The 13,698-nt window shown below is 41.5% G+C and carries 16 protein-coding genes; 5 read left to right on the top strand and 11 right to left on the bottom strand.

The annotated features are described in order from the left end of the window. The first annotated feature begins 653 nt into the window (after positions 1-653). Positions 654-794, top strand: coding sequence for a hypothetical protein (locus ICN39_RS10360; protein ID WP_216233984.1), 141 nt, complete (start codon positions 654-656; stop codon positions 792-794). Between the two features lie 180 nt (positions 795-974). On the opposite strand, the gene ICN39_RS10355 is transcribed toward ICN39_RS10360, so the two are convergent. The 5 genes from ICN39_RS10355 to ICN39_RS10335 form a co-directional block, all read right to left on the bottom strand. Further along, positions 975-2,027 carry an alpha/beta hydrolase gene (locus ICN39_RS10355; protein ID WP_216233982.1) on the bottom strand — a complete coding sequence of 351 codons (1,053 nt, stop codon included), beginning with the start codon at positions 2,025-2,027 and terminating at the stop codon, positions 975-977. Positions 2,028-2,115: 88 nt separating this feature from the next. Further along, positions 2,116-3,072: an alpha/beta fold hydrolase gene (locus ICN39_RS10350; RefSeq protein ID WP_216233980.1), complete on the bottom strand. Its 957-nt coding sequence runs from the start codon at positions 3,070-3,072 to the stop codon at positions 2,116-2,118. Positions 3,073-3,602: 530 nt separating this feature from the next. Next, positions 3,603-4,169: an SRPBCC family protein gene (locus tag ICN39_RS10345; RefSeq protein WP_216233978.1), complete on the bottom strand. Its 567-nt coding sequence runs from the start codon at positions 4,167-4,169 to the stop codon at positions 3,603-3,605. Between the two features lie 174 nt (positions 4,170-4,343). After that, positions 4,344-5,455, bottom strand: a protein-coding gene (locus tag ICN39_RS10340; RefSeq protein WP_370623735.1) for an IS3 family transposase whose coding sequence is annotated in 2 segments (ribosomal slippage) — positions 4,344-5,206 and positions 5,206-5,455 — 1,113 coding nt in all. Because the reading frame shifts where the segments join, the coding sequence is not laid out codon by codon here. A gap of 314 nt (positions 5,456-5,769) precedes the next feature. After that, positions 5,770-6,324, bottom strand: coding sequence for a hypothetical protein (locus ICN39_RS10335; protein ID WP_216233975.1), 555 nt, complete (start codon positions 6,322-6,324; stop codon positions 5,770-5,772). 84 nt (positions 6,325-6,408) lie between these two features. Between ICN39_RS10335 and ICN39_RS10330 the strand changes: the two genes are divergently transcribed. Next, the gene (locus ICN39_RS10330) at positions 6,409-6,693 is read left to right on the top strand and encodes a helix-turn-helix domain-containing protein (RefSeq protein WP_216233973.1); all 285 of its coding nucleotides are present in this window, start codon (positions 6,409-6,411) and stop codon (positions 6,691-6,693) included. Between the two features lie 69 nt (positions 6,694-6,762). Then, the gene (locus tag ICN39_RS10325) at positions 6,763-7,173 is read left to right on the top strand and encodes a hypothetical protein (protein WP_216233970.1); all 411 of its coding nucleotides are present in this window, start codon (positions 6,763-6,765) and stop codon (positions 7,171-7,173) included. Positions 7,174-7,233: 60 nt separating this feature from the next. Here the strand turns inward: ICN39_RS10325 and ICN39_RS10320 are convergent, their stop codons facing one another. The 6 genes from ICN39_RS10320 to ICN39_RS10295 all read right to left on the bottom strand — a co-directional run bounded on the left by ICN39_RS10320 (position 7,234) and on the right by ICN39_RS10295 (position 11,233). Further along, positions 7,234-7,905: a hypothetical protein gene (locus ICN39_RS10320; protein ID WP_216233969.1), complete on the bottom strand. Its 672-nt coding sequence runs from the start codon at positions 7,903-7,905 to the stop codon at positions 7,234-7,236. Between the two features lies 1 nt (position 7,906). Next, a complete protein-coding gene (locus ICN39_RS10315) occupies positions 7,907-8,278 on the bottom strand; it encodes a hypothetical protein (RefSeq protein ID WP_216233968.1) in 372 nt (123 codons plus the stop codon). Positions 8,279-8,314: 36 nt separating this feature from the next. Further along, complete coding sequence (locus tag ICN39_RS10310) at positions 8,315-8,638, bottom strand: hypothetical protein (RefSeq protein ID WP_216233963.1); 324 nt, start codon at positions 8,636-8,638, stop codon at positions 8,315-8,317. A 217-nt stretch (positions 8,639-8,855) separates the two neighbouring features. Next, complete coding sequence (locus ICN39_RS10305) at positions 8,856-9,377, bottom strand: hypothetical protein (protein WP_216233962.1); 522 nt, start codon at positions 9,375-9,377, stop codon at positions 8,856-8,858. Further along, entirely contained in the window at positions 9,374-9,625 is a 252-nt protein-coding gene (locus ICN39_RS10300) for a hypothetical protein (RefSeq protein ID WP_216233960.1), read from the bottom strand. The genes ICN39_RS10305 and ICN39_RS10300 overlap by 4 nt, the downstream gene beginning before the upstream one ends. Before the next feature lie 303 nt (positions 9,626-9,928). Next, positions 9,929-11,233: an integrase family protein gene (locus ICN39_RS10295; protein ID WP_216233959.1), complete on the bottom strand. Its 1,305-nt coding sequence runs from the start codon at positions 11,231-11,233 to the stop codon at positions 9,929-9,931. Between the two features lie 313 nt (positions 11,234-11,546). On the opposite strand from ICN39_RS10295, the gene ICN39_RS11285 reads away from it, so the two are divergent. Beyond that, positions 11,547-12,815 (top strand): tyrosine-type recombinase/integrase, encoded by a 1,269-nt coding sequence (locus ICN39_RS11285; protein ID WP_216233956.1) that lies wholly within the window; start codon positions 11,547-11,549, stop codon positions 12,813-12,815. A 235-nt stretch (positions 12,816-13,050) separates the two neighbouring features. Then, a complete protein-coding gene (locus ICN39_RS10285) occupies positions 13,051-13,686 on the top strand; it encodes a hypothetical protein (RefSeq protein ID WP_216233955.1) in 636 nt (211 codons plus the stop codon). Positions 13,687-13,698 lie beyond the last annotated feature (12 nt).

Here is a 13,698-nt window from a genome sequence, read left to right as displayed (position 1 = left end):
AGCCAGCATCAACCCGCTTTAGGGCATCCATGATCTGGCTGTCGGTAAATTTAGAACGCTTCATGTAGAACTCCTCTTATTGAGAAAATTCTACCTCTGAGATCAGTTAACCTGTGGGGGGATTACCCTAGAGCCTTGCCGGTCACGCTGAATCTGAAACAGGCGGTCACGATCGCTGAAATACCCAGCTGACCCAATCTTTTAGGTCTTTATTACGTCAAATAATCCTGATACATACAATAATGAAAGGAAAGGCACCCTTGCAGAGAAAAGTATCTTTTCATTTTTCCGCAGGAATTACGTTTTGCTGCGTTGATTAATAGATAACACATAAATTAAAGACTGTATGGCAGCTGTCGACCCATGAGAGACCAATGGCGGTAAAAAAAATGACAGAAGATGGTTTTGATGTTTCTTGGTAAACGGGGTGAAATCGACTAGGGCCCAAAGATTTCCAATTCTTAGTTGATATAAAAATTCTTAAATACACCGCAATGATAGAGATCCTCATAGCGTTTTTTAGCACTAAAAATCATAACTAGAACTAAAGTATTACCCACTCTCACCTAGAAAATTGACTTAGGACAAGTTTTTTTAAAACGTACCAGCAGAGTATTGGTTTACGGGTGAAAACATAATTGTGGGAGAAGAAAATGGGGATAAAACATTTAGTTGTCGGGTTTGTTATTGGATTGTTTGTGGGTGTCGTTAGCGCATCAACATTAGATGTAGGAAAAATTGGCTTTACTAAAGATGGGATGATTGCTTATCTAAATCAAGCCTGCTCGAATTAAGAACAGCTTTCTCGCATTAAGCATCTATGCCCGCAGTTTTATACGGGCATTTTTTGACCTCACTACAACGGAATCTCATTTGTCAGTCCAAACGAAAAACCACCCGAGGGTGGTTTTGGTGTTTCTTAGTGGCCCGGGGCGGAACAAGACCAAAGCCCACGATGTAGGCCCTAAATTGAATTAGTTTTTTGATTTTAAGAAATCATTTATCTCATTAAAGAACTCAAAACGAGTTTTTTCGAAGAGCATAAAGTGACTTGAATTCTTAATTTGCACACTCTTTTTATAAGGCGCATTTGTTAAGTCACGCATCACCATCGCACGATCTTGAGGAAATGACCACGTATCAAATTCGCCAGCAATCACTAATGTTGGTACATAGATTGAGGAAGCATTCCAAATTGGTCTGCCGGTGGCCTGCATAAAACTATCCTCAAGAACGCCATTAGGAGCCCTTAAGCTTGGCGGATTCCTACTTTCGCTAGTTGGGTCTGTTTTAAGAGCTTCAATTGCAAAGGCATCACGAACAGCAGGATCTCGAATGCTATTTTTATCCTCAAGCGGTATCTCGCCATCCCATCTAGAATCGTTTGCCGCCTTAGAACCAAAACGATAGGCCCCCAAAGCGTAGTTGAACTCATCTGGCTTACGTTTATTTTGCAATCCACTTCCTGCGCCAAGATTGGTATGGTTTTGATATGCGTACGCCGGTGCATAAAGTACTAATTTATTCACCTTCTCACTATCTAATGATGTATAGAAACCGGCAGTTGTTGCCCCCCAAGACCATCCAATTAAATCAATCTTTTCGACGCCCTCTTTTTTGCGAATGAAATCTACAACCGAATTGATGTCCCTAATTGCGAGATACGACCGAGTCACTGGACGATTATTACCAGCAGGCTCATCCATAGCCTTTTCTCTGCTAGAGAATCCATAGTTGCGCTTATCAAACATATAAACAATATAGCCATGCTTTACCATCCAATCGGCCCACGAATAATCCTGGAATTGCAAATCAAAATCGGGGGTTGATGGAAAAGTAGCACCATGAATGAAAAGTACTACGTTGTTATTAGTTGCCTTGATCTTGGGCTCAGCAAACTTATTCCTAACGAATAGTTTTACACCTGGGTCAGCACCCTCGATATAGTCATCGACCTTAATAATTTCTGCGTGCGCAAAGGCAATAGAGCAAGTTAACCCAATTAAAGCAATGATTCTAAATAACATCACATATCTCCCATTTTTTTATTTGTTAATACTTCATAGACTTTTATTGGTCTAGGATAGGATTTACCAAGGTTGCGGATATTAAATCCTAGAAATGTTCCTTGAAATAATCAGAGACTGCTTGCTGGAATATGCTATACCCCTTTTGATACATCATCATATGCCCAGCATTAGGAACAACTACATATCGCTTATTGGCGTTAGGCAATTGCTCAAAGAAGGGCATTAATTGCTTGGTATCAGCCACATCGTCGTATTGGCCATGAATAATCATGGTAGGCACAGTGATTTGAGTTGGATTGAGCATTGGCAATTTAGTAACTAAATCGAGTTGAGGGCTAGTTGCAGTATTTACTTCAATCGCCGCGGCACTCTTGGCGTAGGCATCTACAACCTCTGGGAAGTTGTCTTCTTTAGGCGTAAGTGAGTAGAACCTGCCGTGCCATCCTGCCTCAGGAATTTGAATGTAAACCTTATCTTGATATGTTTTTAGATTGGCTCTGCGCTTGCCAATATCGATACTATCGATACCCATCTGCGCGTAAGAAACATAACGATCCACCTTTTCTGGATGCGCCATTACAAATAAACCGCCATACTGAGTCCCATATGACCAGCCCAATAAGCCTACCTTAGGAACATTTCTGGATTTGATTACAAAATCAACGGTTGCGTTTAGATCGCTGGCGGCGTCCTCTGTAGTGAAATGTTGCTCTGGATGGGTAGATCTTCCAAAGCCTCTAATGTCTAAAGCAAATACATCGAAGCCTTGTTTGGCCAACACATCCATTAGGCTAATGTCTGGCTTACTTGGAACTCGCAAATCAAAGGATTCCTTGCCGGCTGTAGCAGAGCCGTGAGCCAAAACAATCACCGGTTTATTTTTCGGACTACCAGCAAACTTTTCCCAAACATATATCTTGATATCTCCGTTTTGAATCCAGTGTTCAGCGCTTTGTACGCTACTAGAGTTATTTTTTTCTGCCATTACATTTGAAAAGTTGATAGCGAGCAATGCCGCAACTAGAATCTGGATTAGCCTCATTTTGTCTCCAATTTATTTTTATAAACTACAAATCACTCTTCACTTTAATGGCAATAACCAAGCGTAACTTATGCTTGCTCTTAGCAATTACCCTAGCTGAGCGTCGCTTAAATGGACCGACGACTGACACAGCGATGTCTATTTAATTAGCCCTTTGAAAGGACATTTATAGATGGGTATATCTGAGACAAATGGCCTTTAAACCTGCCATGTTTTAAAAAATAGCCCAACAAGTGGGATATTGCGATTCTTAGTGCCTCAGAGAGGAGTCGCAGCATCCGCACAGCCCTTTTTCCTCCCCTCGTTAAATAGTATTGGCTACCCTATAGCGCCGAACCCTAAAACCCAAACAGGCCCCCACTAATCCATAAGAGGCTATTGATGGTAAAGAAAAACTACCCGGAGGTAGTTTTGGTGTCTCTTGGTTGCCCGGGGCGGAATCGAACAAGGGCCTGGGACATAAACCCGCGCCAAGACTAAAGCTTTAGTTGGCCACGCTGGTTACGATAGTGCACCCAGAAAGGCAATTGCTATTTGCAGGCCACAGCTTCAATAGGCTTATATTGACTGGCTCTTTGTGCCATCGATTCAAATCGTCCTCGCATACTGTTTTTTATAAAATATTCAACGATGGCTAAAGGAATAAATGAGTTTGGCTCGATTTGAGAGTCATACTTAAAAACTGTTTTATCTTTTTCCTCTAATAGCTTCCAAGTACCTTTGTAAGATCTAGTATCGCCACTGATTTGCTCAAAAGTTAGAGATTTATTTGGGAGCTCCGTATATTCCACTGTCGATTTCATCTCAATAGAAAAAAAGAGAATTTGCTCTTCAACTACTCTGTACACGCGTACTTTATTGCCTAACCTTGAAATAATCTTTGCTTCAACTATTCCTGGGATATTTTTAGAGCCCTCATAGTCAGTTATGAATGTATAGGCACTACAGATATTCATTGGTACAGAGTAACTTGCTTGAACATGAAATTGACCATCGACACGACTCACGTTCACCTGCACATCAAAAGGATCGGCATTATCTTGAGCAAAGCTCGGGGAGAGAAAGAAGGCTAAGGCAAGCGTTAAAAACCATTTCATTGGCTGATTTTAGGGGCTTATAGGTTCTGCCGTTTTAAACGACATCGACTGACACATGGATGCCATATTGATTTGTCCTTTTGAGGGGTGCTTCTTGATGGGGAGATCCGAGATTAATGTCGCTTAACCCAGCTAAGCCATAAAAGTGACCTGTCTGGTTTTATCGGACCAATTTCATCTAGAAACTCTGGCTCCCGTTATTAATTCCTTTTGCCATCCAGCGACAAACTCTGTTGGGGTTTGATAATCCAAACTTGAGTGTGGCCTGATTAAATTGTAGTGCCTACGCCATTGCTCAATAATTACCTTGGCATGCACTCTACTATGAAACCAGTTCATGGCTAAGCACTCGTCTCTAAACTTACCATTAAAGCTCTCATTAGTGCCATTTTGCCAAGGTTTACCTGGCTCGATATGTAAGTTGTGCAAACCTCGCTCTACCGCCCATTCCAATAAGATGGTACTCACAAACTCTGGACCGTTGTCACTGCGAAGAACCTTGGGGCAACCACGCTGCGCAATCACTTCTTCTAAAACCTGTACTACTCGTTTGCCTTTAATTGAGCCAGCCACATCAATGCGCAGACTCTCTTTGGTGAACTCGTCTATCAGGGTTAAGCACTTGAGCTTTTGCCCGTTGGCACAAGCATCAAAGACAAAGTCGTAAGCCCAAACCTCATTGGGCCCAGTTGCTACATGCGGTTGTCGATTTTGACTACGGTAACGCTTGCGTGTCCTTTTAGCGGGCACCTGTAGGCCAGCTCCAGCCCAGATGCGCGCCGTCCGATCGCGACCCAGAACAAGACCATCCCGCCTTAAAAAGATCCGAATCCGTCTGGCACCATAGCGAGGATATTGCTCGGAATACTGGCGCATGGCAGCCACGATAGGCTGATCTTTAACAGCCATCTTGCACTGGTAATCTAAGCCAGATCTAGCAACACTTAGCAGCGTACAAGCACGTCTTTGGGAGATGCCCCGCCCAACTGCATAGCGGGCCTGCTCCAATCGATCTTGCACGCTCACCACTTTTTTACGGCAATCTCCTTCATCACTTCAATCTCGAGATCGCGCTCTGCCAAGATCTTCTTTAGACGGCCGTTCTCTTGCTCGAGTTGCTTTAAGCGTTTGACATCATCCGTACCTAGATCGCCAAACTTCTTACGCCAGCTGTAAATCGAGGGTTCGCTGACCCCGTGGCGCTTAGCAACTTCTGCAATCGGACTACGATCTGCCTCTTGCAATATCCGAACAATCTGTTCGTCTGAAAACCGTGCTCTCTTCATACCTGCTCCTTAGGTTGAAGGAGTCATTATCTCTAAAAGCTTTTGGTCTGAAAATCCCAGGACAGGTCAATATAGCTGGTATTAGGAAAGATTTTTTATCAGATCTAGATGGGTGACTATCAATTACTCAATAACTGATGAATATGCTTTTAAAAAACAGCGGCTGTGATTTGATATTTTTTACAAAATTCAAAGAATCTAATAAAGCCTAACAACATACCAGCAGATAAAAAATACATTAATAAGCCAATAATTCCTAGTACGGCTGTTAAAAAAATTATGTGTAGCATTTAACTATGCAGTCTTTATCATCTTTAATCTTCGCTAGATTTTGGTTTATGTAATTTATCTAACTTCAACATCGCTGTGTCGTAAGCACTACGTAGCATCTGATCACCAGCAGAGGCATTAAGTTGCTTAGACCGTGCTTCACGAAATAGGCTTTGAGTATCTTCTGTAACCTTCGTTGCTTTTTTCTCAGCAAGTTTATGGATTTCCCAATCATTACCAATTGATTTGTATTCTTTTGTCGCTTCTTTATAAGCATCAGCGTAAAAAGCGTTTCTTAGCTTAACCTCATGTTTTTTTAGCTCTTGTCGACGTTGGTAGATTAATTCGAAATTCCCCATCTCCTCTTTAACGCTATGCTTAATCTCTAAGCGAGTTTTTAAATCTAATTCTGTATTGGGGGAGGAATGAGTTGCAGACCTGCCTTCCAATACAGAGATAGATTGATCTTTACCTTTACGAAGTGTTTCTAACTCTTCTCGGACGCGCTCTAGCTCTCGAGCAATTTTTCGACTGTATCTAGCAGTATTTGCAGTATTTAAGTAAATCTCGAAATCTAAAAACCTCTTATCTATTGCCATAGTTGATGAGTAGCTCTTTCATATAATGATGGCTAGTTAAATTTAACGTGGTTATTAGTCTCCAACCTTGCGATTCTTTTGTCAATGGAAAAGAATCGCAAAATCAGTCCTGGCCGTCCAAAGGGATCAATATCCTACGAGCCAAAGCCTGCTATCGCTTTTGGAGCTGTTGTGAGGGCACGAAGACTTGAGATGGGAATATCTCAAGAGGGCTTGAGCTCTATGGCATCCGTTGAGCGTTCCCATATGGGAAAGATCGAAAGGGGTGAGCACCTACCCAATCTGGTGCTAATTTTGCGTCTTGTCCAAGCCCTTGAAATTAGACCCGGTGTGCTGGTTGATGCCACCGAAGATTTAATGGGAAATTAAGACAAACTCTAACCAGGTGTTGGCTTAAGTTAAACTGCTGCAGACCTATAACTAATAGTTAGCATTTACATGCTGGAGCATCAATTGTTCAATGAAAACCATCCTGATTGGGAGCGATTCCATCGTCTTGCCCAATATGGGCATAGTAGTTTTCAATACTTTCTAGCGGCACGGATTATAGGATCGGATGACTACCCCAATCGTCGAGTTGAAGCCTACAAGTGGGCTAGCATTGCAGTCATATTGGGCGAGTCTTTTGCAGAAGAGATTCCAAGTTTCCTTCGCCAGTCGATGCCTGAACAAGAAATTGATAAGGCAAATCAGTTAATTGAAGATTGGTTTAGCATTACTGTAGAAGCCGTAATGACAGGGGAAGGTCGTAGTCAAGGCTGGTCAACGTCGATTCTGAAAATGTGCAAAGACATTTCTGATGCCGATATCTTTAATGGCCGTGGTAGAGAGAACCCTTATTCAGCGTGACAATACTAATCAGATTAGTAAGGGTAAACCCATACTAATCTGATTAGTATGGGGTGAAATTTAATCATCAGTTAATGTCTTGATGATCCCATTTCTTTGAAACTCTTCGTTATCGATCTGAAGCATTTCTTTACAGCTCGCTAAATTATCTTTGTTTGTGTAGAACTCACCGGCCTTGTGTCCAAGCCTTGCGTCTACGTACTGCTGAAGACCTTTGAAGTAGTCGGGATTATTCTTAGGAATGCTTATAGGCGTTATGCATACCCCAGTATCTACGTCAGCAGGCTGATGCATACCCAGGACTGAGTACTTTGATGCAATTCTTGTTTTCCCTGAAATAAAAAGGTACATACAAGAGGATTTGCATTTATCTAAGACAATAGTTGTCATATCCTTGGACTTTATGATGTCCCCTAATCTCATAGCAATAGCCATATTGCCGCCGCCTGAGTTCAAGGATAGCTGATAAGACTTACAGTCGTACTGCCCCGATTTCTTAAGAATGTCATGAAAAGCATCCTCAAGAGAGCCGTTGATCTTGCCATCTATTTCTAGACTACATTCCCCACCTTTATTGAAGTTGTAATAAAGAGTACCCTTGCCATAATTGATAGAGTGAAAGTAATTTGTCAGGACGAAGATATACAAGAGAACCCCGAAGATTAGTAGGGATGTGACTACCAAAGCACTCCTAATCAGCTTTAGCGGGGTTTCTTTGAATGGTAACTTCAAGTTAGATCTCTTCTTGGCGTTTTCTTTTCAATACATCAATCAAATCAGAGAATACCTGAGCCCTCTCATTTGCTTCTCCCGAGTCAATGGCTTCCTCAACAATTTCAGTCCGAGCTAATTTAGGAATGGCGTATTCAACTGCTGACATAAACATATCAAAAGCTTTAGCAGGGTTGGGACGCACCAGATATTCGTGTGTTTGTTTCCCCGTCTCAAGATCAACCTTACGGACGCCAGAAGCGACTGTATCAAGCCATTCAGACAGCTTGTCTATATTCCCATCTATTAATGCAGTAATAGCCTTCCTTAAGTCATTCGAGGCTTTATTGGGGGTGCCTAACTGCCTCCCTCCAGTCTTATATCCCATTGTCATTTCTAATGTCCTCTAAATTCTTCTAAAGTAGATAGCCTAGGGTTTTACGAGATTCATTCGCTGCATCTTTTTGAATCGATCAATTTCTCTCTGAAGTTGCTTAATTTGCTTTATGCAGAAATTTTTATCGTTCATTAATCCATGCATGCTGATTGTCAGTTGAGCATTACGATGGTTTAAACGCTTAATTTCCTCATAGGAAACCCTTAATCTTTCATCAGATTCCAGTAAGGTGTAAAGCAGTTCCATATCAGCCTCAAAGGCTAATTCAGACGCTTTAATTTCATCCTCATCCGGAAATGCCCCCTCGGAAGGTGGATCTTCCTTCTTAAACTTTTCCCATTGAACATTTGCTGTCATGACCGATCTCCTTTGATAATAATTTGCAGGATAAGATGGCTTATAAAGCTCTCAAAAGCTCTAGTGGGGATGGTAGTTATATTAAGGAGTGCTCTTTTGCTACAAGCACATGGTTTATTGGTACTCATTTAATATCACCTTTATCTAATTGATTAGATGGAATAAATCCTAGTTATTAAAAAATTACTAAGTGCATAATTGGTCTACCCAATCCCAGTCAATGGACAGAAAGTTCACTTAGTTTCTGGTCCCTAAGTATCGTTACAGCACTTACTAAGGGCAAACTCTTCACCTTACTTTTTTTCTCAGTCCTAAGATCTTCAAGGATTTTCTTTGCTTCGGTATGCGTCTGAATCTTCTTATAAAGATGGTCTGCTTTTTTAGCGATTAATCCCTTTTTTGGAATGTCATACATTTCTAAATCTGTGAACCGATAAAGATTAGGGCTCTTGCCTCCACTGCAAATACCGCCCTGTCTTGTTAATTCAATTAACCCTAGAGCAATCAACTCATCGCGTGCTCGCATAACAGTATGTCTAGAAGACCAGTTGTAATGGGCTAGTATTCCGAGGGCAGTAGAAGCCGTTCCATTATTTGAAGAGCCGATCTGTACCCTTAAATCGCACCATAAGGCTTTTGCTGAGGGGGATAGACATCTCCAAGCTACTGAGTTGTAAATTACTGCATAGAGTCTTATATGTTGTCCAAGGGGATCCTTTATGAATTTCTGCTTACTCATATTGACCCCCGACTTATCAAGAGAGCTATCTTTTCAACAGGCCACAACAAACGGTTACCAATCTTGATCGGTTTGATGCCATAGGCATTTCCAGTCAAGCAGTAATTTTTTCGGAGGGTTTGTTGACTGCCACTTATTGCCTTTGCAAATTCAGCAGTGGTAATAGCATCGCGATTACCAGCAAGCATTGACAGCCCTGATGGAATAGGCCACTCAGAAGCTTCTTTACTATTTTCTTTGAGATTCATGTGAACTCCGTACATAAAAGAACTAAAAAATCACAAACATCTGTGAATCGCTAACCTTTTCGTGGGAGCAACACGCACTAGGGATAGTGCTTATTAGTCTTTGCTAATAGTCATATCTTCTTCAGATACTGCGTTGGCTATGTGCCTTTAACTTGGTCTACAAGGAAACGACGCCTTGCTGGGATATTTTTGCTTAATTAACTTCAATTTAGCCAGCCAACCAATGTGTCAACTGAATAATTTAGACCTAACCCTTTTAAAACTCCTGCTAGAGAGCATATTAGCGTAACTCAGAATTCCTCGTCAAGTGTCCGCATTTACAACGCGCAAACGCTTAGCGCCATCTTTTGGTTGCGGTATGCCTGCTTCATCAAGAATAAATTTTTCAATCTTCGAGTGCCATTGACGTAGTAAATCAATTGGACGCTTCCGGTAATGCTTTTCCACCAATGCGGAAGGCTTATGTCCCATTATTTGGGCGCTAATGCCAGCCGGGCATTCTGTCCACTCTGCCAATGTTCCGAATGACCTTCTTAACCCTTGCAAGGTTAGCGGTGGCAATCCCATAGCTTCCATAGCTTGCTTATGGGCTATGCGTGGTTCAGTTATATGTTTACTTTTAGCCGTAGGGCTTGCGAATACATACTTATTCACCCTTTTTAGGTTGTTAAGTAGTAATTCAACATAGGGCGTAAGCGGTATTTTTCGACTGCCTTCAACCTTATCCCTAATTAAAGCGGTATGCCATTGGGTATCAACATCTACCCACTTTAGGGTGGACAACTCATTACGCCTTGCACCGGTCAATAACAAGATTTGAAGGTAATAACTAATTACCGGGTTATTGATTTGCCTAACGCCTTCAAACCAAAGGCTTAATTGCTCTTTCTGCAAACAATCATCTTTGGCTTGCTTACTTGGCAATTCCCTGGTTAATCGGTCACAAGCACTTACATCAACTAGCGCCTTATATTTGGGTTGGTCACTTGCCCAAGTAATGAAGGCTTTAAGTAGTGATAAAGCTAACCGAGCGCGGGTAGGTCTTTTTAGGACTTCCTTCTTTAGCCATAGTGCTACCTTATCCCTAGTTATTTCGTTAATTGGTAGTGATAGCAAGCTAACAAGAATGCCGGGTTGCCTAGTCTTTGGTTGTCCAGGTCGCAATCCTCTAGTGAATTTGCCACCACCAGCTTTAACCATATCGTCATGGTCGAATAAATGCCGTTTACCCCATTGGTCTTTGCGGTCTGCGATGTAATCCTTCCAGACTTCCAGCCCTTGAATACCTTTTAGCTTTCGCGCCATGGTTTTAGCTTTTAAATCGGCTTTTTGTTCTCTAGGGTCTATTCCTTGGTCAGTCAGCACCTTTAAGCGCCTTGCTTCGGATTGGGCTTTATCAATAGCCCAAGAATTCACATCGCCAATAGTCATGCGTAGGTTTGTATTGTTAAACCATGTTTGGAAAATAAAGGCTTTGTTGCCTGTGGGCGTGATACGCACCCCAAGGCTAGGCGTTTTGCTATCCCAATAGATTGTCTGCGACTTGCCCGGTTCACACTCCAAAGCGCTTATTTTCGGTGCGGTAAAGCCTATTTTGTTGGTAGCCATAACCTCAATTTTCCCATGTATTGGTCATGTATTGATTTTATATCTATTTAAAGGAATTTAGAGGAATATTGAAGATAGCCCTGTAAGCACTGTATTTATTGATTTATATTGATATAACAATGACTTATCTACGCCAATCAACACCAATAAATAATCTGTTTTGCGGACTTTTAATCCGTTGGTCGCGAGTTCGAATCTCGCCCGACCCACCATCGTTTTACATAGCGCAAACTTACACTTGCGTTTTGCGTCAGCAGTTCAGCACAATGCGCCACAGTGCGCACATTTGTTCCACGCTGTTTAGTTTAGTGCTGTGAAAAATCTCACACATCTAAAACTAATACACACAGCAGAAAACACCTCTCCCACTGAAACAAGCAAGATAGTTGCGTCACACGCTACAACTGTTCCGACAGTGATTTACTTGCGTGACGGTGAAGTTGTTATATACCGCAGAAAAACATCACCACTGTATCAATGTCGTTACAAGTTAGCAGACGGAACTTGGCATCGTGTTAGCACACGCAAAGCAAGTGTAGAAAACGCCGTGCGTGTTGCGTGCGAAATGTATGACGAAGCACGGTTTAGACAACGACTGGGTTTAACACACACAACACACAGCTTCGCACAAATAGCGCACGAAACGCTGAAAGAATTACAACAGCAGATTGACTTGCGCAACGGCAGAACAAGTTACAACGACTACATCACTTGTATTGAAAAATACTTCCTGCCCTACTTCGCCGAAACACGAATGGAAGACATAACGCACAAAGATGTGATTGATTTTGAGATGTGGAGAAACAGGCAGATGAACAGAACGCCGAAAGCATCAACACTCAACAACTTCGCAAGTGCGTGGAATAAGCTGATAAGCGTTGCTGTAGTGCGTGGCTGGTTGAGTGCGAACGCAACAATACCGAAACTAACGACATTAGGTGAGAAAAGCAAACCACGACCTGCGTTTAGCAGAAACGAGATTGACTACTTGTTGGAGTATATGAAAACTTGGCAGAACGGTGGAGTGTCACAAGTTGAAAAACAGATAAGACCGTTAGTGCGTGATTATGTCGAAGTGTTGCTATATACAGGAATACGACACGGCACAGAAGCGATGAATATATGTTGGAACAATATTGAGTGGCACACAGATAAAGATGTGCGCTATGTGCGTATATGGGTAAGTGGAAAAACAGGCGGACGCTGGCTGATAGCGAAACACAATGTGTTGGATGCGTTAAAACGGTTACACGCACGACAAACAGACATCAACAGTGTTGCGTTTAATGACATATTTGTGTCACGCATAAAGCATAAAGTGTTTAGGTTCAGCAACAACTATCAACCGCCAGACTTCGGCGGAACATTTAGACGACTAATGCGTGACTGCGGACTGTTAAAGAATGCGCAGAATGAAACACGCACGCTATACAGTTTGCGACATACTTATGCGACGCTGGAACTGTTAGAGAATGGCACCGACATACACACGCTTGCGAAACAGATGGGAAATAGCGCACTAATGATTGAACAGCACTACAGCAAGCTGACAGCAACAATGGCGGCGGATAGGTTAGCTTAAACTGAACGGAGATAATATTTTTAAAATTTAGAAAATAGTGCTATTATTTTTAAAAATTATGGAAAAAATATGATTGTAAAGTCCCCCCCCCCCCCGACACTTTAGGTAACAGTGGATTAACTCGCCGCGAAATACGATTCACAAAGCCTGCGCTGTTATTTGTAATATTTCTCACACTCCTTTCCTTATCTGTAATTTCATACATTCTTTATGAATTGATAGATTGGAGTTCGCTATGAATATGCGTCCAGAAATTGATAGCGAAGATGAATTAAGTATTGTTGATGTTTGGAATTTTTTAAATCGTCAATATAAAACAATCATTCTTATATTTTCTACACTCACACTAATGGTGCTGGTGTTTGCGTTTACAAGACCTACGCTGTATGAAAGCACTGCGAATATTCTTGTTGGTGAGCGTTTTTACTTTAATGGGCAGCAAGTGATTGAGCCTGTAGATCAGATGAAATATATCTACACCAAAAACGCAACAATTAATCCAATAAAAAATACTCGAGTTGTTCAAGTTTCGTCCAAAAATGTATCTATCGACGAATCAAAAACTAATGTAAGAAATATGGTGGATGAAATAATAAATGCGCACAAGAAGATATTAAGTGAGAAGCGTAAAGAATTCATCAAGTTATTGACTGCGGTTAAACAAGATAATAAACAAGTGGTAAGTTTAATTGATACGGCATCAACATCAACAGAATCCAAACAAATTGGTGAAACAGAAACAACTACACTGAAATACAGTGGTCAACTCAATAAAATATTAGGCGGTGGAATAGCGCTCTCAATATTCTTAGCGCTTTCAATAAGCGTTTTAATTGATTTAATTCAACGCAATAAATTAAAGAAGATTTAATTTAGAAATTGA

This window comes from Polynucleobacter sp. AP-Reno-20A-A9 (assembly GCF_018882085.1).
Lineage (GTDB): Bacteria > Pseudomonadota > Gammaproteobacteria > Burkholderiales > Burkholderiaceae > Polynucleobacter.
The sequence above is the reverse complement of the archived record's forward strand: the minus strand, read 5'-3'. Positions and strand labels throughout refer to the sequence as shown.

Coding starts and splice junctions, on each gene's coding strand:
- ICN39_RS10360 (WP_216233984.1), top strand. CDS start 654: ATGGGGATAAAACATTTAGTTGTCGGGTTTGTTATTGGATTGTTTGTG.
- ICN39_RS10355 (WP_216233982.1), bottom strand. CDS start 2,027: ATGTTATTTAGAATCATTGCTTTAATTGGGTTAACTTGCTCTATTGCC.
- ICN39_RS10350 (WP_216233980.1), bottom strand. CDS start 3,072: ATGAGGCTAATCCAGATTCTAGTTGCGGCATTGCTCGCTATCAACTTT.
- ICN39_RS10345 (WP_216233978.1), bottom strand. CDS start 4,169: ATGAAATGGTTTTTAACGCTTGCCTTAGCCTTCTTTCTCTCCCCGAGC.
- ICN39_RS10335 (WP_216233975.1), bottom strand. CDS start 6,324: ATGGCAATAGATAAGAGGTTTTTAGATTTCGAGATTTACTTAAATACT.
- ICN39_RS10330 (WP_216233973.1), top strand. CDS start 6,409: ATGGAAAAGAATCGCAAAATCAGTCCTGGCCGTCCAAAGGGATCAATA.
- ICN39_RS10325 (WP_216233970.1), top strand. CDS start 6,763: ATGCTGGAGCATCAATTGTTCAATGAAAACCATCCTGATTGGGAGCGA.
- ICN39_RS10315 (WP_216233968.1), bottom strand. CDS start 8,278: ATGACAATGGGATATAAGACTGGAGGGAGGCAGTTAGGCACCCCCAAT.
- ICN39_RS10310 (WP_216233963.1), bottom strand. CDS start 8,638: ATGACAGCAAATGTTCAATGGGAAAAGTTTAAGAAGGAAGATCCACCT.
- ICN39_RS10305 (WP_216233962.1), bottom strand. CDS start 9,377: ATGAGTAAGCAGAAATTCATAAAGGATCCCCTTGGACAACATATAAGA.
- ICN39_RS10300 (WP_216233960.1), bottom strand. CDS start 9,625: ATGAATCTCAAAGAAAATAGTAAAGAAGCTTCTGAGTGGCCTATTCCA.
- ICN39_RS10295 (WP_216233959.1), bottom strand. CDS start 11,233: ATGGCTACCAACAAAATAGGCTTTACCGCACCGAAAATAAGCGCTTTG.
- ICN39_RS10285 (WP_216233955.1), top strand. CDS start 13,051: ATGAATATGCGTCCAGAAATTGATAGCGAAGATGAATTAAGTATTGTT.